The sequence below is a fragment of the Rhizobium sp. AN68 genome (assembly GCF_030758035.1).
GTDB classification, from domain to species: domain Bacteria; phylum Pseudomonadota; class Alphaproteobacteria; order Rhizobiales; family Rhizobiaceae; genus Agrobacterium; species Agrobacterium tumefaciens.
Genome location: NZ_JARWMI010000003.1, coordinates 999,735 through 1,021,778, shown reverse-complemented (window position 1 = coordinate 1,021,778; position 22,044 = coordinate 999,735). Strand labels below are relative to the sequence as shown.

22 protein-coding genes and 1 pseudogene are annotated in these 22,044 nt (G+C 58.6%); 14 read left to right on the top strand and 9 right to left on the bottom strand.

The window, feature by feature from the left end; all coding sequences use genetic code 11:
• Positions 1-19: 19 nt before the first annotated feature.
• Positions 20-748 (bottom strand): DnaA regulatory inactivator HdaA, encoded by a 729-nt coding sequence (gene hdaA, locus RBH71_RS18035; protein ID WP_003512460.1) that lies wholly within the window; start codon positions 746-748, stop codon positions 20-22.
• Positions 749-750: 2 nt separating this feature from the next.
• The gene (locus RBH71_RS18030) at positions 751-1,890 is read right to left on the bottom strand and encodes an AI-2E family transporter (protein WP_003512458.1); all 1,140 of its coding nucleotides are present in this window, start codon (positions 1,888-1,890) and stop codon (positions 751-753) included.
• A 296-nt stretch (positions 1,891-2,186) separates the two neighbouring features.
• Here RBH71_RS18030 and purM point away from each other — a divergent pair, with 296 nt between their 5' ends.
• The 3 genes from purM (at position 2,187) to RBH71_RS18015 (ending at position 5,000) form a co-directional block, all read left to right on the top strand.
• Positions 2,187-3,260 carry a phosphoribosylformylglycinamidine cyclo-ligase gene (gene purM, locus RBH71_RS18025; RefSeq protein ID WP_003512456.1) on the top strand — a complete coding sequence of 358 codons (1,074 nt, stop codon included), beginning with the start codon at positions 2,187-2,189 and terminating at the stop codon, positions 3,258-3,260.
• On the top strand, positions 3,257-3,931 hold the full coding sequence (purN, locus tag RBH71_RS18020) for a phosphoribosylglycinamide formyltransferase (RefSeq protein WP_003512453.1): 675 nt from the start codon (positions 3,257-3,259) through the stop codon (positions 3,929-3,931). Before purM ends, purN begins: the two co-directional genes overlap by 4 nt.
• 133 nt (positions 3,932-4,064) lie before the next feature.
• A complete protein-coding gene (locus RBH71_RS18015) occupies positions 4,065-5,000 on the top strand; it encodes an omptin family outer membrane protease (protein ID WP_003512452.1) in 936 nt (311 codons plus the stop codon).
• A 412-nt stretch (positions 5,001-5,412) separates the two neighbouring features.
• Here the strand turns inward: RBH71_RS18015 and RBH71_RS18005 are convergent, their stop codons facing one another.
• Both RBH71_RS18005 and RBH71_RS18000 read right to left on the bottom strand, forming a co-directional pair.
• A complete protein-coding gene (locus tag RBH71_RS18005; RefSeq protein ID WP_025593009.1) occupies positions 5,413-6,039 on the bottom strand; it encodes an NUDIX domain-containing protein in 627 nt (208 codons plus the stop codon).
• Between the two features lie 65 nt (positions 6,040-6,104).
• Positions 6,105-8,324 (bottom strand): molybdopterin-containing oxidoreductase family protein, encoded by a 2,220-nt coding sequence (locus RBH71_RS18000; protein ID WP_035251752.1) that lies wholly within the window; start codon positions 8,322-8,324, stop codon positions 6,105-6,107.
• A gap of 29 nt (positions 8,325-8,353) precedes the next feature.
• Between RBH71_RS18000 and RBH71_RS17995 the strand changes: the two genes are divergently transcribed.
• A complete protein-coding gene (locus tag RBH71_RS17995) occupies positions 8,354-9,217 on the top strand; it encodes a 23S rRNA (adenine(2030)-N(6))-methyltransferase RlmJ (RefSeq protein ID WP_003512446.1) in 864 nt (287 codons plus the stop codon).
• A 4-nt stretch (positions 9,218-9,221) separates the two neighbouring features.
• Here the strand turns inward: RBH71_RS17995 and RBH71_RS17990 are convergent, their stop codons facing one another.
• Positions 9,222-10,163 (bottom strand): lysylphosphatidylglycerol synthase domain-containing protein, encoded by a 942-nt coding sequence (locus tag RBH71_RS17990; protein WP_003512445.1) that lies wholly within the window; start codon positions 10,161-10,163, stop codon positions 9,222-9,224.
• Between the two features lie 199 nt (positions 10,164-10,362).
• Between RBH71_RS17990 and RBH71_RS17985 the strand changes: the two genes are divergently transcribed.
• Both RBH71_RS17985 and RBH71_RS17980 read left to right on the top strand, forming a co-directional pair.
• Positions 10,363-11,136, top strand: coding sequence for a ribonuclease T2 family protein (locus tag RBH71_RS17985; RefSeq protein WP_003512443.1), 774 nt, complete (start codon positions 10,363-10,365; stop codon positions 11,134-11,136).
• Between the two features lie 33 nt (positions 11,137-11,169).
• Positions 11,170-11,766: a glutathione S-transferase gene (locus tag RBH71_RS17980; RefSeq protein ID WP_003512441.1), complete on the top strand. Its 597-nt coding sequence runs from the start codon at positions 11,170-11,172 to the stop codon at positions 11,764-11,766.
• Between the two features lie 117 nt (positions 11,767-11,883).
• Here RBH71_RS17980 and RBH71_RS17975 read toward each other — a convergent pair whose 3' ends face one another.
• Complete coding sequence (locus tag RBH71_RS17975; RefSeq protein ID WP_003512439.1) at positions 11,884-12,540, bottom strand: outer membrane protein; 657 nt, start codon at positions 12,538-12,540, stop codon at positions 11,884-11,886.
• A gap of 347 nt (positions 12,541-12,887) precedes the next feature.
• Here RBH71_RS17975 and RBH71_RS17970 point away from each other — a divergent pair.
• The 5 genes and pseudogenes from RBH71_RS17970 (at position 12,888) to RBH71_RS17950 (ending at position 17,129) form a co-directional block, all read left to right on the top strand.
• Positions 12,888-13,677 (top strand): annotated as a pseudogene (locus RBH71_RS17970) (SDR family oxidoreductase).
• The gene (gene uvrC / locus RBH71_RS17965; protein WP_003512435.1) at positions 13,674-15,725 is read left to right on the top strand and encodes an excinuclease ABC subunit UvrC; all 2,052 of its coding nucleotides are present in this window, start codon (positions 13,674-13,676) and stop codon (positions 15,723-15,725) included. Before RBH71_RS17970 ends, uvrC begins: the two are co-directional and overlap by 4 nt.
• A gap of 102 nt (positions 15,726-15,827) precedes the next feature.
• On the top strand, positions 15,828-16,415 hold the full coding sequence (gene pgsA / locus RBH71_RS17960; RefSeq protein WP_003512433.1) for a CDP-diacylglycerol--glycerol-3-phosphate 3-phosphatidyltransferase: 588 nt from the start codon (positions 15,828-15,830) through the stop codon (positions 16,413-16,415).
• Complete coding sequence (gene moaD / locus RBH71_RS17955) at positions 16,415-16,669, top strand: molybdopterin converting factor subunit 1 (protein ID WP_003512431.1); 255 nt, start codon at positions 16,415-16,417, stop codon at positions 16,667-16,669. The genes pgsA and moaD overlap by 1 nt, the downstream gene beginning before the upstream one ends.
• 4 nt (positions 16,670-16,673) lie before the next feature.
• Positions 16,674-17,129, top strand: coding sequence for a molybdenum cofactor biosynthesis protein MoaE (locus RBH71_RS17950; RefSeq protein WP_003512430.1), 456 nt, complete (start codon positions 16,674-16,676; stop codon positions 17,127-17,129).
• Positions 17,130-17,189: 60 nt separating this feature from the next.
• Here the strand turns inward: RBH71_RS17950 and RBH71_RS17945 are convergent, their stop codons facing one another.
• Complete coding sequence (locus RBH71_RS17945; protein ID WP_003512428.1) at positions 17,190-18,086, bottom strand: branched-chain amino acid ABC transporter permease; 897 nt, start codon at positions 18,084-18,086, stop codon at positions 17,190-17,192.
• 59 nt (positions 18,087-18,145) lie between these two features.
• Between RBH71_RS17945 and RBH71_RS17940 the strand changes: the two genes are divergently transcribed.
• Together RBH71_RS17940 and RBH71_RS17935 are read left to right on the top strand one after the other, a co-directional pair.
• The gene (locus RBH71_RS17940; protein WP_003512419.1) at positions 18,146-18,697 is read left to right on the top strand and encodes a CGNR zinc finger domain-containing protein; all 552 of its coding nucleotides are present in this window, start codon (positions 18,146-18,148) and stop codon (positions 18,695-18,697) included.
• On the top strand, positions 18,694-19,206 hold the full coding sequence (locus tag RBH71_RS17935; RefSeq protein WP_003512417.1) for a hypothetical protein: 513 nt from the start codon (positions 18,694-18,696) through the stop codon (positions 19,204-19,206). Before RBH71_RS17940 ends, RBH71_RS17935 begins: the two co-directional genes overlap by 4 nt.
• Before the next feature lie 294 nt (positions 19,207-19,500).
• Here RBH71_RS17935 and ndk read toward each other — a convergent pair whose 3' ends face one another.
• Both ndk and RBH71_RS17925 read right to left on the bottom strand, forming a co-directional pair.
• On the bottom strand, positions 19,501-19,923 hold the full coding sequence (gene ndk / locus RBH71_RS17930) for a nucleoside-diphosphate kinase (protein ID WP_003502118.1): 423 nt from the start codon (positions 19,921-19,923) through the stop codon (positions 19,501-19,503).
• 103 nt (positions 19,924-20,026) lie between these two features.
• Positions 20,027-20,722 (bottom strand): glutathione S-transferase family protein, encoded by a 696-nt coding sequence (locus RBH71_RS17925; RefSeq protein ID WP_038490568.1) that lies wholly within the window; start codon positions 20,720-20,722, stop codon positions 20,027-20,029.
• A 256-nt stretch (positions 20,723-20,978) separates the two neighbouring features.
• Between RBH71_RS17925 and RBH71_RS17920 the strand changes: the two genes are divergently transcribed.
• Entirely contained in the window at positions 20,979-22,025 is a 1,047-nt protein-coding gene (locus tag RBH71_RS17920) for a GGDEF domain-containing protein (protein ID WP_003512413.1), read from the top strand.
• The last annotated feature ends 19 nt before the right edge of the window (positions 22,026-22,044 follow it).

Genomic DNA, 22,044 nt, shown 5'->3' with positions numbered 1-22,044 from the left:
GACGACGGAACTGTGACAGTCAATCGACCTCCAGCCCGCTACCCCTTGTCCCTTCGCCCATCGCGTTAAGGACTTCCGCCGCCAAGGGACGGGTTATCCTTGTTCCACGCGAGAGCGCCAGCCTGTCGATACGGTCCACAATCGTCTGCGCCGTATCGAGTGAACGCTCCATTCTGTTGACGATGTAGCCTATGAGTTTGTCATCCATATAAAGCTGCCGGTCGGCGAAGAGTTTCACCAGAACCTGTGCCAGAAGACCCTCGTCGGGCTCGCCTGTCTCCACCACAGTCACGGCTTTCAGGCGTGAGCGCAGGTCCGGCAAGGTCACCGGCCATGCGGCCGGCCATTGCCGGCTGGTCATCAAAAGCGTGGTGCCGTGCTGGCGCACGCTGTTGATGACATGGAAAAGTTCGGTGTCGTCAAAACCGCGGCGATCGGCATCCTCGAACAGAACCGCTCCGGTTTCGGCAAGACGCGCAGCGCCAACACCGGCTTGCGGGTGGATATCCTGCGCGCTGCTGATATTTTTCCAGATATTGGCGAGATGCGATTTTCCCGAACCCGGAGGCCCGGCCAGCACCACCACGGGCGAAGGCCAGTTCGGCCATTCATCCACAAGGCTGACGGCAGCCTTGAGCGAGTCGGACACGAGAAGATCGTCCCTTCCAGAAGCGGACTGGTGTGAGAATGCGAGCGGCAGCTGCTCGGCCTTCGACCGGGCGTTGTCGTTTTTGATTTGGTCAGTCATCGTTAGCCCTGAGAGTCAACCTTGCCGGAGGACGTTTCCTGTTCTTCCCAGGGAAGGTTGGCGGCGTGCCCATGGTAAAGATCGCTTTCAAGATATCGCGACAATGCAAAGCGGACAAGCACGCCAACGGCTGCCGCCGCCGGCACGGCGACCAGAAGGCCGACGAAACCGAAAAGCGCACCGAAGGCGAACAATGCGAACATCAGCCATACCGGATGCAGGCCGACGCTGCTGCCGACGAGCTTCGGCTGCAGGATGTTGCCTTCGATGAACTGGCCGGAAAAGAACACGGCAAGTGTCAGAAATACATAGATATAATCAGGCCAGAACTGCACGATGGCAACGCCGACGGCAAGGATGAGGCCGACCATCGAACCAATATATGGAATGAAGCTGATAAGGCCGGAGAAAAGGCCGATCAGCAGGCCGAAATTCAGGCCCACCAAGGACAGGCCGACAGCGTAATAAACACCAAGGATGAGGCAGAGCGACCCCTGCCCGCGCACGAATCCGGCAATCGTCCTATCCATGTCGCGGGCGATCTGGCGGACCGTATGCACGTAGTCGCGCGGTATCCAGCTATCGACCTTGTCGATCATCCGGTCCCAGTCGAGCAGCAGGTAGAAGGCGACGACGGGTGTGACGACCAGCAGCGACATGACATCGACCAGCGATTTGCCGGAATTCCAGATCTGCGTCAGCAGGGTGCCAATGAAGCCCGCGCCTTCGGTCAGCAGCTTGGAAAAATTCTCCTTCACTGCATTGATCTGGTTGCTCACCCAGTCAGGCAGCAGATTGGCGTCCGCACCGGCGATCAACTGCTGCAGGGACGAGACATATTGCGGGATGCGCGTGATGAATTCGGATGCCTGGGCGGCAATCAGCGGAATGATGATGATGAGCGACAGCGCGAAAATCAGCACGAAGGAGACGAGGATAACGACGGTCGCCATCAACCGGCTGAGGCCTCGGCGCTCCAGCCAGTCGGCAACCGGATCGAGAAAATAGGCAAGCGCCATGCCCGCCACGAAAGGCAGGAGGATGGAGCTGAAGACCATCAGGAAAAAGATAAAGACGGCAAGCACGCCTATCCAGAAAAAAACCTGCCGGCGCAGGCTCGTACCGCTCACATGGGGTTGCATCCGTTCATCCTCTTGTCGCCGTGCCGTCATTGCCCATGATGGAGATAGGATGCGCATATGCACATGGTCAAGGCCGGTGGCCCGGCAGCGATAGACACGGCGGTTGCCAGGTCCGTGCAACGACGACGGGTTTTCAAGTCTGCGCTGCGCATATCGCCGTCGAGAGGCCCGAGGCACACAAAACGTCAAACCGTCGCAAAGCCGTTAAAAACCGGAGCTTTTGCCACTCAAACCCTTGCATCGGGCCCCGTCCCGTGCGAATGGCGACGCCAAAGGAACCAGCGGAGACGAGAGCGATGAGCCAGTCGGGCAAGAACGGTCTTACCTATAGTGACGCAGGTGTGGATATCGACGCCGGCAACCTGATGGTCGAAAAGATCAAACCGGCGGTGCGCTCGACGCGGCGTCCCGGCGCGGATGGCGAAATCGGCGGCTTCGGCGGCCTGTTCGATCTGAAGGCCGCAGGCTTTAACGATCCGGTTCTGGTGGCCGCCAATGACGGCGTCGGCACCAAGTTGAAGATCGCCATCGATGCGAATTTCCATGACACCGTCGGCATCGACCTCGTTGCCATGTGCGTCAACGATCTCGTCGTGCAGGGCGCAGAACCGCTGTTCTTCCTCGACTATTTCGCGACCGGCAAGCTCGACCCGGATCAGGGCGCTGCCATCGTTTCCGGCATTGCAGCCGGCTGCCGCGAATCCGGCTGTGCGCTGATCGGTGGTGAAACCGCTGAAATGCCCGGCATGTATTCCGATGGCGACTACGATCTCGCGGGCTTTGCCGTGGGTGCTGCCGAACGTGGCCAGCTTCTGCCCGCCGGCGATATTTCCGAAGGCGACGTCATTCTTGGACTTTCGTCCTCCGGCGTTCATTCCAACGGTTTTTCGCTGGTGCGCAAGATCGTTTCGATCTCCGGTCTTGACTGGGACGCCCCGGCACCCTTCGCAGATGGCAAGAAGCTTGGCGAAGCGCTGCTGACGCCGACGCGCATCTATGTAAAGCCGCTTTTGAAGGCAATCCGCGAGACCGGCGCGCTGAAGGCGCTGGCGCATATTACCGGCGGCGGCTTCCCGGAAAATATTCCGCGCGTTCTGCCCAAGCATCTCGCCGCCGAGATCGATCTCGACGCGATCGAGGTTCCGGCTGTGTTCTCGTGGCTTGCAAAAACCGGTGGCGTTGAAGCCAAAGAAATGCTGCGCACGTTCAACTGTGGTGTCGGCATGATCGTGGTCGTTTCGGCTGAAAATGCCGCCAAGGTCACCGATGCTCTGACGGCGGAAGGCGAGACCGTGTTCCCGCTCGGCCGCATGGTCGCCCGCGAAGAGGGTGCGCACGGCACGATCTACAAGGGCGCCCTCAGCCTATGATGAGCGCCGCCTCTCGATCTGGCCGCGCACGTGTCGTCGTTTTCATTTCCGGCAGCGGCTCCAACATGGTGTCGCTTGCCAAGGCCTGTCAGGAGACGGATTTTCCGGCCGAGATCGCCTGTGTAATTTCGGACAAGGCGTCGGCAGGCGGGCTGGAAAAGGCGCGGGCGTTCGGTATTCCCACGCTCGTTTTCGAGCGCAAGACCTATGCCAGCAAAGCCGAGCATGAGGGCGCCATTCTGGCCGCACTTGGCGAGATTGCGCCTGATATCATCTGTCTTGCCGGTTACATGCGGCTGATCTCCGGGAATTTCATCGCCCCCTATGAAGGCCGCATCATCAATATCCACCCTTCCCTGCTGCCGCTTTTCCCCGGCCTGCACACCCACCAGCGCGCCATCGACAGCGGCATGAAGATTTCCGGCTGCACCGTACATTTCGTCACCGAAGGCATGGACGAAGGCCCGACGATCGCGCAGGGCGCGGTGCCGGTTCTTTCCGACGACACGGCCGAGACGCTGGCGGCGCGGATACTCACCGTCGAACACCAGCTTTATCCACTTGCCCTGAAGCAGCTTGCGGAAGGCAAGGTGCGGATGGAAGGTGGGAAAGCCATTTCCAGCGGCGACGCAAGTAAATCTGAGTATTCCAGCCTGATTTCTGCTTACTGACAAATATTTCACTAAAGTACAAAGATACTTAAAGTGGTATTTCCTCTAAAATAAACCGAACGTTTACCATAATCACCTTTAATGCCCGCAACGGCCCCGCATTTTGGAGCCCTCCGGTCATTCAGGAGCGATTATGCTAATTTCGAAGTTTTCCCTGCCGCTTTCGGCCGTTTTACTGGTGGGTACGAGCCTGCCGCTCGCCGCCGAGCAAAGCGGCATCACCGCTTCGCTCGATGCCGGTGTTCTAAACATCAAGGCCACAGAGACCTTTTACAACGGAAGCCACAAAAACAGTCAACTCGACTGGAAAACAACAAATGCCATGGCGTTACGCGGATCGCTTGGACTTGAGCTGTCACCCGAGTGGCGCATAAAAACGGAAGGTCGAATCGGCTTTGCTGGCGATGGCTACATGACCGACTACGATTGGCTGCCTCCCTATTACAGGGATACATCGAAAACTGGATGGAGCGACCGCTCACAGCACGGCGACACTCGCCTCGACCACTACCTGACCGGAAGCATCGAAATCAACAGAACACTGCTGGAAGACCCGCTGCAGCACCTCAGTGCCGGTATCGGCTTTCGCTATACCGACGTGCAGTGGTCCGCCTATGGCGGTGACTACATCTACAGTTGGAGAGGATTTCGCAATAATGTCGGTGAGTTCAACAATAGCGAAAAAGCCATCACCTACCGGCAGCAAATCCCCGTATTTTACGGCAATGTGACCGGTGGGCGCAAATTCGGGAACTGGTCGCTGAATGCCGGCCTCGAAGGCGGCGCAATGATCTATGCGAAAGCCACGGACGATCACTGGATGCGTTCGATCCGCTTCACCGACAAATTCCATGTTGGCGGCATGTTCGGAGCAAAAGCGGGCATCGCCTATGCCCTGACTGAGAATGCCTCCCTCTACCTGGATGGCGCATACGAATATACGAGCTTCGGTCGCGGTGACAAAACCCTCACACCGACTGGCGGAACTACCGGCCTGTTTTATAAAGATACGGCGGGCGGCGATATGCAGTCGCTTTTCGTTGGGGCCGGCGTAAAGGGCAGATTCTGAGTTGAAGGCTTCCGGTTGAGGCGGGAGAAGATGTTATTATCGCACGCAGAACGAAGCTGTGGCATGCCTCGTAAAAGCGATCGATCCTCAATCTCGTCGACACCTCATCTCTGCGATGCGGACAGAACGGTCGCAACGAAAAAAGACAACTCCGGATGAGGTCAAGGCGTGGAAAGAAGAAGGCCGCAAGTAATGGCCTTTGTCGTGGACGCCTCGGTAGTCGCGGCTTGGTTCCTGTCTGACGAGGACGGCACAATCGCCGATCACGTCTCTATCATCCGCCTGGCACGAAACATGCGCTTCCCGCCTATGATGCTGCCTACCTCTCGCTTGCGATTTCGCACAATGTGCCTTTAGCAACACATGATAGGAAGCTTGCGGCTGCGGCAAAGTTGGAAAACGTTGCGTTCGCTTAAGGTTTGCGTAGAGCCGCGCGATTCAACATGGCCCACTGCAACAGAATAATCGTCTTGGAATCGGTGATTTCGCCGGACGCGATCATCGCGAAGGCTTCGTCGAGGCCGTAGGTCAGAACCTCCAGATCCTCGCCTTCGGTTTCCAGACCACCGCCGCTGCCGGCCTGCACGTCGAGATCGATGCGGGCGACGAAGAGGCTGACTTTTTCGGTGAGCGTTCCCGGGCTGGCATACATGTCGAACAGGTATTCGACCTTTTCCACCGCGTAGCCAGATTCTTCCATGGCCTCGCGGCGAATGGCGTCGGCGGCGTTGTCGTCATCGAGGAGCCCCGCTGGCACTTCGATCATGAAGCTTGGATCGCCGTTCACGAAGACGGCAGGGCGGAACTGGCGCACCATCACCACGCTGTCGCGTTTGGCATCGTATAGAAGGATGGCGGCGGCGCTGCCGTGATCGTGGACTTCCCTGATGATGCGGATTGTCTTGCCATCCGGCATGCGCTGATCGAAAATGAGCTTCTGCATATGCACGAAGCCCTTCCACACCGTTTCCTTTTCCACCAGCCGGACCCTGCCGGAATCAGTGTCGGCCGGAACGTTTTTCGCTTGCGTCTGTGTCAACGGATATTCCTTGCCTGTCGCGGAAGTGTTCAGCTTGGCCCTGTTGCGGTGCAATATCAAGCCTTTCAGGCTTCCTCGTCGCGGTGGAGCCACACCTTATTGTCGTGGAAAGCCGCGCCGCCATAGGGGGCGACGGCATCGGCGCCCGTCAGAACATTGATACCCTCGCCGTCCAGATGCGCCTTGTTGGGCCACAACCCTTCGGCAACCAGAACGCCGGGCCTCGCACCCTCCACGATTTTCGCGTGAAGACGCACTTCGCCGCGGCCATTGCCGATACGCACGATGTCGCCATCGGCTATACCGTTGCGGGTGGCGTCCTCGGAACAGATCATCACTTCCGGACGGCCTTCCTTCTGCACGGAGGTTTTCGTTTCCGCGAAGGTGGAGTTGAGGAAGTTGCGCGCTGGCGATGTCGCCAGTCGGAAAGGATGCTCTCCGTCGGCGGTTTCGATGACATCTACCTGATCCGGGAATTTCGGAAATTGCGCAACCGGTCCCATCACGCCGATGTTTTTCGGCGGTTTGTTTGGAGACGGCCCTGTCGCCCATTCGGGGCTGAAACGGAATTTTCCGTCACCATAACCAAAGCCCTCGAGATAATGCGCCACCTCGAAAGAGGGCTGCGCATCGATCCATTTTTCTTCCGCCAACGTATCGAAATCGCCCCAGCCGCTGACTTTCAGCATATGATCGACATGGTCGCGGGCTGAAAGACCGAAGCCCGGCATATGGTCAATACCAAGACGTTTCGCCAGTTCTTCGATGACGAAGAGATTGGTGCGCACGGTTTCCGGCGGCTCCACCAGCTTGGGGCCAAGCAGAATGTGGTTCTGGCCACCGGCACGGTAGATATCGTCATGTTCAAGGAACATGGTGGCCGGCAGCACGATATCGGCCAACTCGGCCGTCTCCGTCATGAATTGCTCATGCACGGCAACAAAAAGATCGTCGCGCAGGAAACCCTGTTTCACCAGCCGCTGCTCGGGTGCGACATTGACGGGGTTGGTGTTCTGGATGAGCAGCGCCGTCACCGGGCCACCATGTCGCAGCGCTTCCGCATCCCCCGTCAGCACGCGACCGATCTGGGACTGGTCGAGCTGGCGCACGTTGGGGTCGGCATAGGCTGTGCCCATCAGTTCCGCCTTGTTGAGCCGGAAGATATCGCCGTTATTGTGGAAGGCGCCGCCGCCTTCATATTGCCAGGAGCCAAGAACGGTGGCGATCGAAAGGGCGGCATGCATGGCGACCGCGCCGTTGCGCTGGCGGGCGAAACCATAACCGAGCCGGAAGAACGTCTTTTTCGTCGTGCCCACGAGCCTTGCGAAATCCTCGATTTCCTCCACGGAAAGACCGGTGATTTCGGACGCCCATTGCGGCGTCTTCGATTTCAGATGCTCTTCAAGTCCCACCGGATCGTCAGCGAAGCGCGCCATGTAATCGCGGTCGGCATAACCATCGCGGAAGGCAATGTGCATGATGGCGCAGGCGAGCGCCGCATCGGTGCCGGGACGCAGGACGATGCGCATATCGGCCTGTTTCATGGTCGGATTGTCATAGATATCGACGACGACGATCTTCGCGCCACGTTCCTTGCGGGCTTTTACCGCATGGGTCATGACGTTGACCTGCGTGGCGACAGCATTCGTGCCCCAGATGACAACGACATCGGCCTTGCCGATTTCGCGCGGATCGGGCCCGCGCAGCGCGCCTGTACCCATCACATAACCCGTCCAGGCCATGTTGGTGCAGATCGATCCGAAAAAGCCGGAATATTTCTTGGCGTGACGCAGGCGCTCGATGGAATCGCGCTGAACCTGTCCCATGGTTCCGGCATAGAAATAAGGCCAGATGGCTTCGGCGCCGTGCTTTGCCTCGGCTTTGACTAAGGCGTCAGCAACCTCGTCCAGTGCCGCTTCCCAGGATATCTCCTGCCAGTCGCCGGTACCCTTCGCACCCTTGCGGCGCTTCGGGGTCAAAAGACGGCCGGGATGATAGATACGCTCTGAGTAACGCGCCACCTTGGCGCAGATGACGCCGGCAGTGTATGTATTGGCATTGGCGCCGCGCACGCGGCCGATGCGGCCATCGGCATTGATGTCCACTTCCAGCGCGCAGGCGCTCGGACAGTCGTGCGGACAGACCGTGTGGCCGATGCGCGTGGCACTTTCGGCGTTCGGGGCGGCGTTTTTAGCGGAAATCGGGGTCGCAAGGTTCATGTCTTTTCTATATTGCATCAGCGACGCGGCAAAAAGGCCGAAGTGACGTCCATCAAGAATATTCATCATCCCCATCGGGAAGCGAGACACATCCCATGAACTATCGCCACATCTACCACGCCGGCAATTTCGCGGATGTTCTCAAACACGCCGTTCTCGCCCGTCTCGTCCGTTACCTGCAGAACAAGGACAAGGCGTTTCGTGTGCTGGATACTCATGCCGGCATCGGCCTCTACGACCTGTCATCGGAAGAGGCGCAGAAGACAGGCGAGTGGCAGACCGGCATCGGCAAGCTGATGGACGCCGATCTGCCGGCCCCTGTCGCCGAATTGCTGGAACCCTATCTTTCCACCGTCAGGGAACTCAACCCCGAAGGCGGCATGCAGTTCTACCCCGGCTCGCCAAAGCTCGCGCGCATGCTGTTCCGCCCGCAGGACAGGCTTTCGGCCATGGAACTGCACCCGGACGACGCACGCGCGCTGGCGCGTCTGTTCGAGGGAGATTATCAGGTTCGGGTGACGGAGCTCGATGGCTGGCTGTCGCTTGGCGCGCATCTGCCGCCGAAGGAAAAACGCGGCCTCATCCTCGTCGATCCGCCTTTCGAGCTTGAAAATGAATATCAGCGGCTGGCGGATGGGTTGAACAAGGCATATCGGCGTTTCTCCACCGGCACCTATTGCCTGTGGTATCCGCTCAAAAAAGGCGCACCGATCAAGGATTTCCACGAGCGGCTGCAATCCTTCGATATTCCGAAGATGCTGTGCGCGGAACTTTCCGTGAAAAGCGACCGGCTGGAAGGCTTGAGCGGCTCAGGCCTCATCGTCGTCAACCCGCCCTACACGCTGAAGGACGAGCTGCACACGCTGCTGCCATTCCTGAAGACGGTGATGGCGCAGGACAGATACGCCTCGCACCGCGCCTTCTGGCTGCGCGGCGAGGAGAAGCCGGAAGAGGATTGAGGGCTTACCCTAACCCCTTCCGCGCCTGTGCAAGCTGCGATCGCTCAAAGAACAGGATCACGAACAGCGCCATGATGAACGGGATGATGAGGTAGAACAGCCGGAACACCAGCAGCGCCGCAATCACGTCAGCCGGGTTCATATCCGGCAGGCCGGTGACGAACACCAGCTCCAGCACGCCAAGCCCGCCCGGCGCGTGCGAGATGAGCGCCGCTGAAAAGGAAATCAGGAAAATCCCGAGAATGACCATGAAACCGGGATTTCCGGCTTCCGGCAGCGCGAAATAGATGATGCCTGCAGCTCCGATCAGTTCGATCGGACCGATGACCAGCTGTTGCGCCACCAGTTTCGGCACGGGATATGGCAGAAAAAACGAACCGATTTTCAGCGGCCGCAGCTTCAAAAGACTGCCGAGCACATAAAGTGCGACGATGGCGAGCAGCAGGACGCCGGTTGTCGTTGACGCTTCCACGGGCAGGATGCCGGTAAAGCGCTCGGTAATGTCCGGTTCATAGACCAGCACCAGTCCGATGAGCATGATCGTTCCGATGATGAAGGTGAAGGAACAAAGGCCGACGAGAATGCCGACTTCGGCAGCGCTCAACCCCTTGGACGTATAGGCCCGGTATCGGACGACGGCACCGGAAAACACGGATGCCCCGACATTGTGGGAAAGCGCGTAGGTGGTGAAGGAGGTGAGCGTGATGAAGAACCAGTTTACCTTCCGGCCGAGATGCTGGAGAGCGATGCGGTCGTAACCGGCAAGGGCGGCATAGGCGACAAGCGTCGACAGGCCGGAGCACACCCAGTCCCGCGCGCGAATGGCCGTGAGGCTTTCCCATAGATCATCGAGTGAAAGACCGCGCAGCTCGTGATAGAGCAGCCAGGCCGAAAAACCGATCGTTGCCAGACCAATGACGGGCCAGATGTATTTCTTCAATGTCATGCGGTCATGCCCGCCTATTTCCCCCAGCTTCACCCCAACCCGATTTCCGCACTCCGCAGAAGATCCGTTCGACTCTATTCGTTATGCGGCGAAGCTTTCAACCTTTTTGCCCGTTTGCCTCGTTCACAAATTTATGTAAGACCGCTTTGTCGTCTGCGGGCGATACGAGGTCGTCCATTTTCCGGAGAACGTGCACGAAATGAAGCGTTATGCCGGTTTCATCGCCCTCGGTCTTCTGTCGCTTGCGGCCCTTTGGTTTTCGCGGGAAAATCCGGCCCCGACCGGTTCTGCAACCAACCGGCAGACCCAATCCCAAACGCAGCCCGCTGGCAATTCCAGGCCCGAAAAATCCCAGCCGGAAATTGCCCGACGAGACACGGGCAAAAACCCTGTGCCCGCCGGAACAGGCTTCGATTTTTATGTGCTTTCGCTCTCCTGGTCGCCGGCGTTCTGCGCCAGCTCCGAAGGTTCCGGCAATCGCCAGCAATGCGGCAGCGACAGGCGGTACGGTTTCGTCGTACACGGGCTCTGGCCGCAAAACGAAACCGGATACCCCGAATTCTGCACGAGCAGCGAGCCGGACCGTGTGCCCGACGCAATCGGCCGCACGATGTTCGACATCATGCCCTCCATGGGCCTGATCGGCCACCAGTGGCGCAAGCACGGCGCCTGCTCCGGCCTTTCGCAGAAGGATTATTTTTCGGCAACACGAACCGCCTTCGAGGCGGTCAAGCTGCCGGAGACGATTGCCTCCGGCGCTAAAGGCGCCACCCTTTCCGCCGACGCCATCGAAACCGCCTTCACCGACGCCAACCCCGGCATGTCGAAACGCGGCGTCTCGATCAGCTGCGACGGAAAACGCCTTGAGGAAGTCCGTATCTGCCTCAACAAGGACATGACATTCCGCGATTGCCCTGAGCTTGACCGCAAGGGCTGCCGCGTCAGCGCTACCGAAATCGTCCCCATTCGCTAATACCCACACATCAACATATGTCAGGACCCGACTATGGAACTGCTTTATTCCGTCACTTCCCCCTACTCCGCCAAGGTGCGCATGGCCGCCCGCCATCTCGGCATCGACATTACCAACGTCGCCGTCGACACCAATGCCGAGCCCGCGACGCTGGTTGACAACAATCCGCTCGGCAAAATTCCGGTCCTGCTTCTGGACGATGGCGGCTCGGTCTATGACAGCGTCGCGATCATGCACTATCTAGACCGCCTTTCGGGCGGCAAGCTCTACCCGAAAAAGAACGGCAAGCGCACCGAAGCGGAAATTCTGGAAGCGCTCTGCGACGGCATCATGGATTGCCTGCTGGCCATCGTTTACGAGCGCCGTTCCCGCCCGGAGGACAGAGTTCACCAGCCATGGATCGACAAGCAGTGGAAAAAGGCGGTGAAGGGTCTGGATCATCTCAACGCCAACCTGCCGAAAACCGGCAAGAAGCTGCATGGCGGACATTTCGCCCTTGCGGCGTTGATCGGTTATCTCGATCTGCGTTTTGCAGGTGAATGGGCCGAAGGGCACGAGGCGCTGGCGCAATGGCCGGAAACATTCGGCAAGCGTTTCGAAGCCTATAAGGACATGAGGGCTGCCGCCTGACGCCAATGTGAGCGCCATGCCTGGCCTGATCGCCGGGCATGGATGCTGTAACTGATGGCAAAAACAAAAAAAGCCGGGGCGTAAACCCCGGCTTTTCTTTTACCGATCCTTGAAGGATCAGAACTTGACGCCGATACCGGCCTTGACGGAGTGGTCGTCGAAGCCGCGCGAGAACGCGCCGGAGTCCAGGCTGTAGTCCTTCTTCTGGTAGTCGCTGTAGCGATATTCCAGACGGGCAGTGATGTTGTCCGTAACCATGGCTTCAACGCCGGCACCAACGGTGTAGCCGAGGGCGGTTGCGCTGTCCTTGGAGGTCGCGTCACGTACCTTGTTGTCGGAGGCTGCGAGACCAGCCGTACCGTACAGCAGGAACGGGTTCATGTCGTAACCGACGCGGGCACGCAGCGAGCCATTGACGCCCTGCTTGCCTTCGACGGCGTTGCCACCAACCGTACCAGCGGAACCGCGCTCGCGGCCGAGGTTAACGTCTGCTTCGGCACCGTAAACGATCTGGCCGTTCTGCATGTTGTAACCGCCGTAGATGCCGCCGCCGGCACCCTTGGCGTCACGGCCGTCGTTGCTGGAGCTGAAACGGCCCCAATCGTAGTTGGCGGTACCACCGAGGTAAGCGCCGGTCCAGTTCTTGACCGGAGCGGGCTGGTCGTAGGCTACCGGTGCCTGCGGCACGTCGTTTACGGCGTCAGCGGCGTGAGCAGCCGAGAAACCGGCGGCTGCAATGGTCGAAGCCATAATGGTTGCTACGAAAATACGCATGTTATTCTCCTTTCAGGACCGCGCCGTACTCAAAACATTGTTTTTAGACGCGGTAAATTCGTCGGGTTAATCGCCCCTCTGAAAATTGAATTTGATGGGAGAATGCGGAGATCAAAGAGCCAAAATGTGAATTGTTTGGGGCAGACACGTGACTAGAATTAGACGTTGCCTAATTGCCACAAGGGTTTTATTAACCCTACCGGAAACTTAATTTCCAATATATCGAATTTAAACTTAGTTATATTCAAATTAAATTTAAATTACATTACCAATAAAAATCCACACAATTCTTTTACGGCCCACGGACAGCTTGCGATTTGCGATTATATCCAGCAAATAGGGCGTGTATGAGCAAATGCAGGTCCGCTGTGAAAGAAAATATACCGAAGACAGTCTTGATAACGGGTGCCGCCCGGCGGCTCGGGCGGGCGATCGCCACGGATTTGGCCTCGCATGGCTTTGCGATTGCCGTCCACGCCAATGCCTCTATGGGGCAAGCCGAGGAATTCGCTAACGAAATAAGGCAAAAAGGCGGCAAGGCCGTTGCCGTTCAGGCGGATCTGACACAATCATCGCCAACAATGGCGCTTGTCGAACAGGCATCTTCGGCGCTCGGCCCGATAGGCGTCGTCGTCAACAATGCATCCATTTTTCTGGACGATCTCGGCAGAAACGCCCGATCCGGCAATCTTCGACGCGCATTTTTCCGTGCACGTGCGGGCGCCTTCCCTCATCGCGGCCGCCTTCGTTCAGCAATTGCCTCAGGATAAATCGGGACTGATCGTCAACATCATCGATCAGCGCGTACTTGCGCTTACGCCGCGTTTTTACTCCTATACGCTTTCGAAATCGGCCCTTTGGACAGCCACACGGACGATGGCGCAGAGTTTTGCGCCGCGGGTGCGCGTCAACGCCATCGGGCCGGGTCCCTCCTTCAAAAGCGAAAGACAGGCGCCGGAGGACTTTCAGGCGCAGATCGACGGCCTTATATTAAAGCGCGGTCCGGAACCCGACGAGTTCGGGCGGACGATCCGCTTTCTTTTTGATACGCCGTCGATCACCGGACAAATGATCGCGCTCGATGGCGGCCAGCATCTTGGCTGGGAAACCCCTGATGTGGCGGAGATACCTGAATGAACGGAAAGAAGCTGCCTGACGGCGGTATTCTCTTCGATGAAACCGATGACGAAGACGACGATGCAAACCTTGCCGCGACAGACGCGACCGAGGCACCGCGCGACGTTGCCGGCATGGACTGGAATGCCGGCTGGAAAAACGAATCCGGCCTGAAGGGCATGGATCTTATCGGCGAATTCGTCAAACACCTGCCGAACTCGCCGGGTGTCTACCGCATGTTCAACGAGGCGAACGACGTTCTCTACGTCGGCAAGGCGCGCTCGCTGAAGAAGCGCGTCGGTAACTATGCCCAGGGTCGCGTGCATTCCAACCGCATTGCGCAAATGGTGCGGCTGACCGCCCATATGGAATTCGTCACCACCCGCACGGAAACCGAGGCGCTTCTCCTGGAAGCTAACCTCATCAAACGCTTGCGGCCGCGCTTTAACGTGCTTTTGCGCGACGACAAGTCATTTCCCTATATCCTGATCACAGCCGACAATCGTGCACCGGCGATTTTCAAGCACCGGGGTGCGCGGGCGCGCAAGGGCGACTACTTCGGACCCTTCGCCTCTGCCGGAGCCGTTGGACGCACGATCAACTCACTGCAACGCGCGTTCTTGATCCGCACCTGCACCGACAGCGTTTTCGAAACCCGCACGCGTCCCTGTCTTCTTTACCAGATCAAGCGCTGTTCCGGCCCCTGCACACATGAGGTGAGCGATGAGGGGTATGCGGAACTCGTCAAGGAAGCAAAGGATTTCCTGTCCGGCAAGAGCCAGAGCGTCAAGACCGCGATTGCCCGGCAGATGAACGAGGCGGCCGAGGATCTCGACTTCGAGCGCGCCGCCGTCTATCGCGACCGGCTGGCAGCGCTCTCGCACGTCCAGAGCCATCAGGGCATCAATCCGGCCGGCATCGAGGAGGCGGATGTTTTCGCCATCCATCACGAGGGCGGCATATCCTGCATCCAGGTGTTCTTTTTCCGCACCGGCCAGAACTGGGGCAACCGCGCTTATTTCCCTAAGGCCGACCCGTCCCTGCCCGGCTCGGAAATCCTCAATGCGTTTCTGGCGCAATTTTACGACGACAAACCGGTGCCGAAACAGATCCTGCTTTCCGAAACCGTAGAGGAACAGGAATTGCTGGCCGCTGCTCTTGGCGAAAAAGCCGGACACAAGGTCACGATCAGCGTGCCGCAGCGCGGCGAGAAGAAGGACATCACCGACCATGTTCTTGCCAATGCCCGCGAGGCGCATGGCCGCAAGCTGGCGGAAACCTCGTCTCAGGCGCGGTTGCTGAAGGGGTTCGCGGAAACCTTCAACCTTCCTTACGTGCCGCGCCGGATCGAGATTTACGACAACTCGCACATCATGGGCACCAATGCCGTGGGCGGCATGGTGGTGGCGGGGCCGGAAGGCTTCGTGAAAAACCAGTATCGCAAGTTCAATATCAAATCGACCGATATCACTCCCGGTGACGACTTCGGCATGATGCGTGAGGTCATGACCCGCCGCTTCTCGCGCCTGTTGAAGGAAGAGGGCAAGCCTGACCGCGCGCAGACGCTGACGCCCACACCCGAGGAAGCCGCGGACATGCCCTTCCCCGCCTGGCCGGACGTTATCCTGATCGATGGTGGTCAGGGACAGATGACGGCGGTGCGTGCCATCCTCGATGAGCTCGACATTCGCGACAGCGTGATTGCCATCGGCGTCGCCAAGGGTGTGGACCGCGAGGCGGGCCGCGAGCGCTTCTTTGCGGATGGCCGCAGCGATTTTTCCCTGCCGCCGCGCGATCCCGTGCTTTACTTCATCCAGCGCATGCGCGACGAGGCCCACCGTTTTGCCATCGGCTCACACCGGGCGCGGCGCAAGAAGGAAATGGTGCGCAATCCGCTGGATGAAATTTCGGGGATCGGCCCAGGACGCAAGCGCTCGCTGCTGCAGCATTTCGGTACGGCCAAGGCGGTTTCACGCGCAGGCCTCAACGATCTGATGAATGTCACCGGCATTTCAGAAGCCGTAGCGCGGCAAATCTACAATCACTTCCATGAGAGCAGTGGCGATTGAAGGCGCACTGTCGCAACGAACTGCTAAAAAAACATAATAACGTGTTGACCCTATGCGTCAGGGGCGGCATCAAGGCAGCTTATCCAGACTGACAGGTTTCCCATGGCTTCGCGCGCATACAGCATTCCCAACCTTCTCACCTATGCCCGCATTCTGGCGGTTCCCGTCATCGTTTTGTGTTTTTACATCGAAGGAAAGCTGGAAAGCTCGGATTTTGCGCGCTGGACGGCACTCTGGCTGTTCATCGTCGCCTCGCTGACCGATTTTCTGGATGGTTATCTGGCGCGTATCTGGAACCAGACCTCCAATATCGGCCGCATGCTGGACCCGATCGCCGACAAGCTGCTGGTCGCCTCAGTGCTGCTCTTGATGGCAGCGGACGGCACCATTGCCGGCTGGTCGCTGTGGGCCGCCATCACCATTCTCTGCCGCGAAATTCTGGTCTCGGGCCTGCGTGAATATCTGGCGGCGCTGAAGGTCAGCGTTCCCGTCACCCGCATCGCGAAGTGGAAGACCACCATCCAGATGGTGGCCATCGCCTTTCTTCTCGCAGGTCCCGCGGGAGACAAGGTTCTGCCCTACACGACCGAGATGGGAATTACGCTTCTCTGGCTTGCAGCAGCGTTGACCATGTACACCGGCTACGACTACTTCAAGGCTGGTCTCAAGCACATCGTGGACGAAGAATGATGGCGCGGATCGTTTATTTCGCCTGGGTTCGCGAAAAGATCGGCACGGCGGAGGAGGAGCTGGATATCCCGTCCTCCGTTACCACGGCCGGTGAGCTGATCGCCTATCTCTCAACCCTTGGTGAAAACTACGAAACCGCCTTCGAATTTCCGGATGTGATCCGCGTTGCGGTGAATCAGGAACATGTTGAACATGACGAGAGCATTGCCGGTGCGCGCGAGATCGGCATCTTCCCGCCCATGACGGGGGGATAACCGGATGCAGCCGACGGTCCGCGTGCAGGCACAGGATTTCGACGCTGCGGAAGAAACCCGCAGGCTGACGGAAGGCGACAAGAGCATCGGCGCGGTGGTGGCCTTCACCGGGCTTTGTCGCGATGATGGCGGCACGCTCGCGGCGCTGGAACTCGAGCATTATCCCGGCATGGCCGAAGCGGAAATGACCCGTATCGCGAAACTCGCCATCGAACGCTTCGACCTCCTCGGCCTCACCGCCATTCATCGCCATGGCAAGATCGCCACCGGCGAGAATATCGTCCTCGTCATTGCTGCTTCCCGGCACCGGCAGGCCGCTTTTGACGGCGCAAATTTCGTGATGGACTACCTCAAGACGTCCGCCCCATTCTGGAAAAAGGAACACGGCAAGGATGGCACGAAGGGCGACTGGGTTGCCGCAAAGACGACCGACGACACGGCCAAGGACAAATGGCGGTAACGCGTTGTGTTTTCCCGCACTTCCGGACGAAAACCGGACGCCACCCCTCCTGGAAATGCTCTAGGGCGCTTCCACTCTGCTGCGCATGACGATCAGCCAGCCCACCAGAAGCGCCAGAACCGCCGCATCACGCCAGATAACCGGGCCGTAACCGACCCATAGCGTTTCCGCGAACCCGACGGCAGCAGCCCCGAGCGCGCAGACGAGCGGGCTTGCATAACCGCCCGCTGCCGAAATCAGCACGACCTTCAGGCCGAACACCAGACCGGCACCGAAATCCATGGTGCCGTAATAAAACGTGGCGAGGACGCCGGCGATGGCGGCAAGCAGACCCGCTGCACAGTAGGACAGCAGGAACACCCTGCCTGCATTTACCCCGCACAGTGACGCGGCGAAAGCATCGTCCGACACCGCCTTCCAGCGTCTGCCAAAGCCGGAACGCTGGAGGTAGAAAGTGCCTGTGAGAACGAGCAGGCAGAAGACAGCCGTGTTCAGCATCTGCATCGACGTCAGGGTGACGGCGAAGCTTCCATCGGCCCAGAATCGCACCGGTTCGGACAAAAGCGGCGGCAGCCATAATTGTCGCGTGCCGGCGGCAAGTCTGGCACTTTCGGTGAGCGCGATCAGCACGCCAATGGAGGCGACCGTCACCGCATTGGGGGAGGCTTTCGCCAGGGGCCGCATCACCGCCCTGCCGATGAAAGCCGCCGCCCACAGACCGCCGAAAAGACCGGCCCCTGCCCCAAGCGCGAGTGTTGCAGGCAAGATCAGCCACAGCCGGTTCCAGCCAAAATCGGCAAACAGCAGACAGGTCTGACCGGCGAAAGCGAAGATCGCGCCATAGGTGACATCGGCCCGTTTCGTGACCGAAAAGGCGATGGCATAGCCGAACGCCAGAACCGCATAAAGCGAGGCTACCGGTACGGCATTCAGCAATTGTTGCAGGAAATAAGCCAATCCGTCCTCCCCATCGCATTATAACTGTTAAAATCCATTTTGATAGTTATAATGTCGCCATGACATTTCGCTGGACAGAACATCGTTTCGCAGGCGGCGCATTGGCCCTCGATGTCGCCAATAGCGTCATCCTGCGCGCGGACGCGGCAAAATCGGTCGACCGTTTTGCTGTGCCTGAGCAGATCGCCACCTTTGCCGAGGCGTCGACTCGACTCGGAGCGGAGCGCGACAGGTTTCCCGCACTCATCGCGCCCGAAGCGGACATGAGGCAGGTATTTCTCGATCTTCGCGAGGCGATCGACGATTATTTCCGCTCTTCGATGACGAATGACGACGATGACGACGGCCGGCTGGCAGGGCTTCTCTTCGCTTGCGGCACGGCACTAAGGTTGTTTCCTCTGCGAGAGAGCCTTGCCAATGCGACCGCCCATTCAGCTCTGTCGCTGCTTGCGGCGGAGACGCGGAAACGGCTGCGGATTTGCGGCAATTGCGGTTGGCTTTTCGTCGACCGCAGCAAGAACAGAAGCCGCATCTGGTGCGACATGACGGTGTGCGGCAACCGGCAGAAAGCCAGCCGGCATTATCACCGCAAGAAGGAAGCGCAGGCATGAAAGGAATAACCATTCCGTTGCTGGCGATCACTACGGTGCTCGGTCTTTCCGGTTGTCAGCGGGACGAGCCGCGCGATGTCGCGAAGGTTTCCGGCCGCATGTTCGTCTTCAACTACCGTGTGGCGATTGCCACCTATCTCGTGACCTTGCAGCGCATCGCCCCCATCCGCGACGGCAGCACGTTGGAAGCGACCTTCGAAAATCCCCGCGGCGGCACCGAGCTGACGACCAGGGAGAAGATTTTCCCGGCAGATGAAAAGATCGCCGTTCAAAGTCCGCCGGTCGAATGCGTCAAGCAGGACCGCCCCTACAAGGTCACGATCCGCATCAAAGGGCCGGAAGGCGATGTATTGCAGACGATAGAGACCACCATCCGCTCGGACACCGACCAGTCGCTCCTTCCCGCCAAACCGCTGACGGTCGGCCCGCTCTACACACCCAATCCGGACGTGTTCAAAGCGGACGGCACGACGGATATGCGTCCTGTCGAGGGGTGTCCGGCGTCGTGACGATCGTCGGAGGAGACGAAGCGAAAATTGAACCTCCCCTCATTCCTGTGCTTGTCACAGGAATCTAGCCAGCCCACGTCCTTGGGCTGGACAGACTCTTTCGCCGCGCGGACGCGCGTCGGCTGGATTCCTGTGACAAGCACAGGAATGAGGGGGGCGGGTGCTCGGCACAGGAAACAATCTACCTGCAAATAATACAAAAAAAACGGAGCCTTTCGGCTCCGTTTCATCGAGTCTTTTCAGCGGCTTCATGCCATCGCCTGAGATGGCGATTCAAGCCGTTGATATTTTGAATCAGCCGACGATTTCGGTTTCGGCGAACCAGTAGGCGATTTCCTGTGCGGCGGTTTCAGGAGCGTCCGAACCGTGAACGGAGTTTTCGCCGATGGAAAGCGCGAAGCTCTTGCGGATGGTGCCTTCAGCAGCCTGGGCCGGGTTGGTTGCGCCCATGATTTCGCGGTTCTTGAGGATGGCGTTTTCGCCTTCCAGAACCTGAACGATGGTCGGGCCGGAGGTCATGCCTTCAACGAGTTCGCCGAAGAAGGGACGCTCTTTGTGAACGGCGTAGAAGCCTTCGGCTTCGCGCTTGCTCATCCAGACGCGCTTGGAGGCGACGATGCGCAGACCGTTGTCTTCAAATACCTTGGTGATCGCGCCAGTCAGGTTACGCTTGGTTGCGTCCGGCTTGATCATCGAAAATGTGCGTTCAATCGCCATGTGTCCGTTTCCTTTTCCTATAGAGAAAGTGGGCGGTCTTTACCCGCCCAAAGGCCCGAAAACAAGGGGGATCAACCACATTGCGACGATGGCTGCAGACATTTCACGCCGCTGTCACACTGCGGCCTCTGGCGTCGTGGAGGTCAAGGCAGCCTTCGAACCAGTCACGGACGGGGTCGTTTTCGGAAAACAGATCCGCTCCGGTGGTAATCCTTGCCCATTGCAGCGCACCGAAAACGATGTAGTCCGCAAACAGCGGCGATGAGCCGCCGATGAAAGGCTGGAAGCCCAGCATGCGGCGGATCGGCGCCAGGAGCGCTGGGAAGGCCGCGATTTCCGCCTCACGGTTCGCCACCACATCCTCGAGCGTCCGGCCGAGCGCCTTCGTCCTGCTGTCGCGGAAATAAAGGCGGTCAGGCTCATCAAGCATATTGTGGATATCGAGCACGGCAATGCGGGTGATGGCCGGGTGCAGTACCGTCTGCGACCAGCTTTCAACGAAACGCGCCATCGCCTTGCCGCCTTCCCCGTTAAACAGCGACGGCCGCTCCGGATAGGCCTCATCCAGATAAAGGGCGATCTCGAAACTGTCGCTCACCAGCTGGTCGCCATCACGAAGGATCGGCACGGTCCTCGAAAAACCGTCCTCCACCGTCGGGATGACCGTGAAGGGCAAGGGACGCTCCTCGAAATCCAGCCCCTTATGCGCAAGCGAAAGCACGGTTTTCCAGCAATGGGGAGAAAACGGCCGTGCGCTATCGCTTCCGCAAAGTGAATATAAGGTTCTGGAGGTCGTCATAGGCTGCACCCTCTTCTGCTACATCGATGATGCGATATAAAAACGACCGCCGCCTGAAATCAAATCAGGATTTGTCATACTACTGATCAAAAATCGCATCCGGCGCGCAACAGTCCCCTCCACGAGAATTGGGGTCTCACGGCAATGAAAACCTCGTCAGGTTTAGCCTATTTTAAACCGTTGCTTGTAAGAATAATCGTGTTCAACAATCGGTTATCACCGGTGCATTCATAATTTATTGGTATTGGGGCTGTCAGTGACGTCAACGGCGGGCGATAAAAAACGCGAGAAGGCAAGGAACGGTCTCGTCTTTACAAAAATTGCTCAGTTCATCGACAAGATGAATATTGCACCGCTGCCGCGAAACTACGAACTGATCTACGAAATATTGTCGGGGCATAACCCGGCGATGGGACGTGATATTCTCGCCCTTGGCAACGCGCCGCAACAGCATGAAATCGATATTGTCGGCCAGAGACACAATCTGCCGGGTTTTTCGAAGATCGAGGCCGAGCAGATGGCAGCGACGGCCTTCGAGACGCTGAAGCAGATTTCCGCGCGGCTGGAAGCCGGCCTGCAACGCACCGAAACATTCATTGCCAGTCTTTCCGGGCAAGATCACTCCGAGCTGCCTGCAACGGAGCGGCTTGCGCAATTGATGGGCGATATTCACGAGGAACAAACGAGTCTCCGGCATTTCGTTTCCATGGGGCTGATGAAAATCCGCGAGGTTGAGAAAAGCCGGACCGATCTTCAGGCGAATTCCCTGCGTGATGCCTTGACGGCGCTTCCCAACCGGGCGGCTTTCCTCGAGAAGCTCGGCGACCTGTTTTCGGGCGCTCAGGGGGCATCAGCCACATCGCTTGTGCTGCTCAACATCGACCATTTCCGCGAAATCAACGGCAAATACGGCCCCACTGCCGGCAACAAGGCGCTGCGCCGGCTGGCAGCGCTTTTCCGCAAGACGATCAAGAAGGACGATTTCGTTGCCCGCATCGGCGGAAACGAGTTCGCTTTTCTGTTTGCCGGCGTCTCGCAAAACACAGCTGAAGCAATTGCAGAGCGGTTGCGGCAGAACGTCGAGGCGCTGCGTTTCGTTACCAGTGAGGGCGACGGCGAGCATCTGACCGTCTCGATCGGCGTTGCGGCAGTGGACTGCACCGCGACATCAGCCGAATTTTTCAGCCATGCCGAGCTCGCCCTGCTGTCCGCACGCTGCGGCACGCGCAATTGCGTCATAGGCTACTCCCGGGACGTGGCTCAACGCAGCCGCAGCAGCTATCTGGCGCAGCTCGGCTGTTGAAGCTGCATATCTGATCTGG

Bases quoted from the DNA above. Each gene is read 5' to 3' on its own strand.
- hdaA (WP_003512460.1), bottom strand. From the start codon at position 748: ATGACTGACCAAATCAAAAACGACAACGCCCGGTCGAAGGCCGAGCAG.
- RBH71_RS18030 (WP_003512458.1), bottom strand. From the start codon at position 1,890: ATGCAACCCCATGTGAGCGGTACGAGCCTGCGCCGGCAGGTTTTTTTC.
- purM (WP_003512456.1), top strand. From the start codon at position 2,187: ATGAGCCAGTCGGGCAAGAACGGTCTTACCTATAGTGACGCAGGTGTG.
- purN (WP_003512453.1), top strand. From the start codon at position 3,257: ATGATGAGCGCCGCCTCTCGATCTGGCCGCGCACGTGTCGTCGTTTTC.
- RBH71_RS18015 (WP_003512452.1), top strand. From the start codon at position 4,065: ATGCTAATTTCGAAGTTTTCCCTGCCGCTTTCGGCCGTTTTACTGGTG.
- RBH71_RS18000 (WP_035251752.1), bottom strand. From the start codon at position 8,324: ATGAATATTCTTGATGGACGTCACTTCGGCCTTTTTGCCGCGTCGCTG.
- RBH71_RS17995 (WP_003512446.1), top strand. From the start codon at position 8,354: ATGAACTATCGCCACATCTACCACGCCGGCAATTTCGCGGATGTTCTC.
- RBH71_RS17990 (WP_003512445.1), bottom strand. From the start codon at position 10,163: ATGACATTGAAGAAATACATCTGGCCCGTCATTGGTCTGGCAACGATC.
- RBH71_RS17985 (WP_003512443.1), top strand. From the start codon at position 10,363: ATGAAGCGTTATGCCGGTTTCATCGCCCTCGGTCTTCTGTCGCTTGCG.
- RBH71_RS17980 (WP_003512441.1), top strand. From the start codon at position 11,170: ATGGAACTGCTTTATTCCGTCACTTCCCCCTACTCCGCCAAGGTGCGC.
- RBH71_RS17975 (WP_003512439.1), bottom strand. From the start codon at position 12,540: ATGCGTATTTTCGTAGCAACCATTATGGCTTCGACCATTGCAGCCGCC.
- uvrC (WP_003512435.1), top strand. From the start codon at position 13,674: ATGAACGGAAAGAAGCTGCCTGACGGCGGTATTCTCTTCGATGAAACC.
- pgsA (WP_003512433.1), top strand. From the start codon at position 15,828: ATGGCTTCGCGCGCATACAGCATTCCCAACCTTCTCACCTATGCCCGC.
- moaD (WP_003512431.1), top strand. From the start codon at position 16,415: ATGGCGCGGATCGTTTATTTCGCCTGGGTTCGCGAAAAGATCGGCACG.
- RBH71_RS17950 (WP_003512430.1), top strand. From the start codon at position 16,674: ATGCAGCCGACGGTCCGCGTGCAGGCACAGGATTTCGACGCTGCGGAA.
- RBH71_RS17940 (WP_003512419.1), top strand. From the start codon at position 18,146: ATGACATTTCGCTGGACAGAACATCGTTTCGCAGGCGGCGCATTGGCC.
- RBH71_RS17935 (WP_003512417.1), top strand. From the start codon at position 18,694: ATGAAAGGAATAACCATTCCGTTGCTGGCGATCACTACGGTGCTCGGT.
- ndk (WP_003502118.1), bottom strand. From the start codon at position 19,923: ATGGCGATTGAACGCACATTTTCGATGATCAAGCCGGACGCAACCAAG.
- RBH71_RS17925 (WP_038490568.1), bottom strand. From the start codon at position 20,722: ATGACGACCTCCAGAACCTTATATTCACTTTGCGGAAGCGATAGCGCA.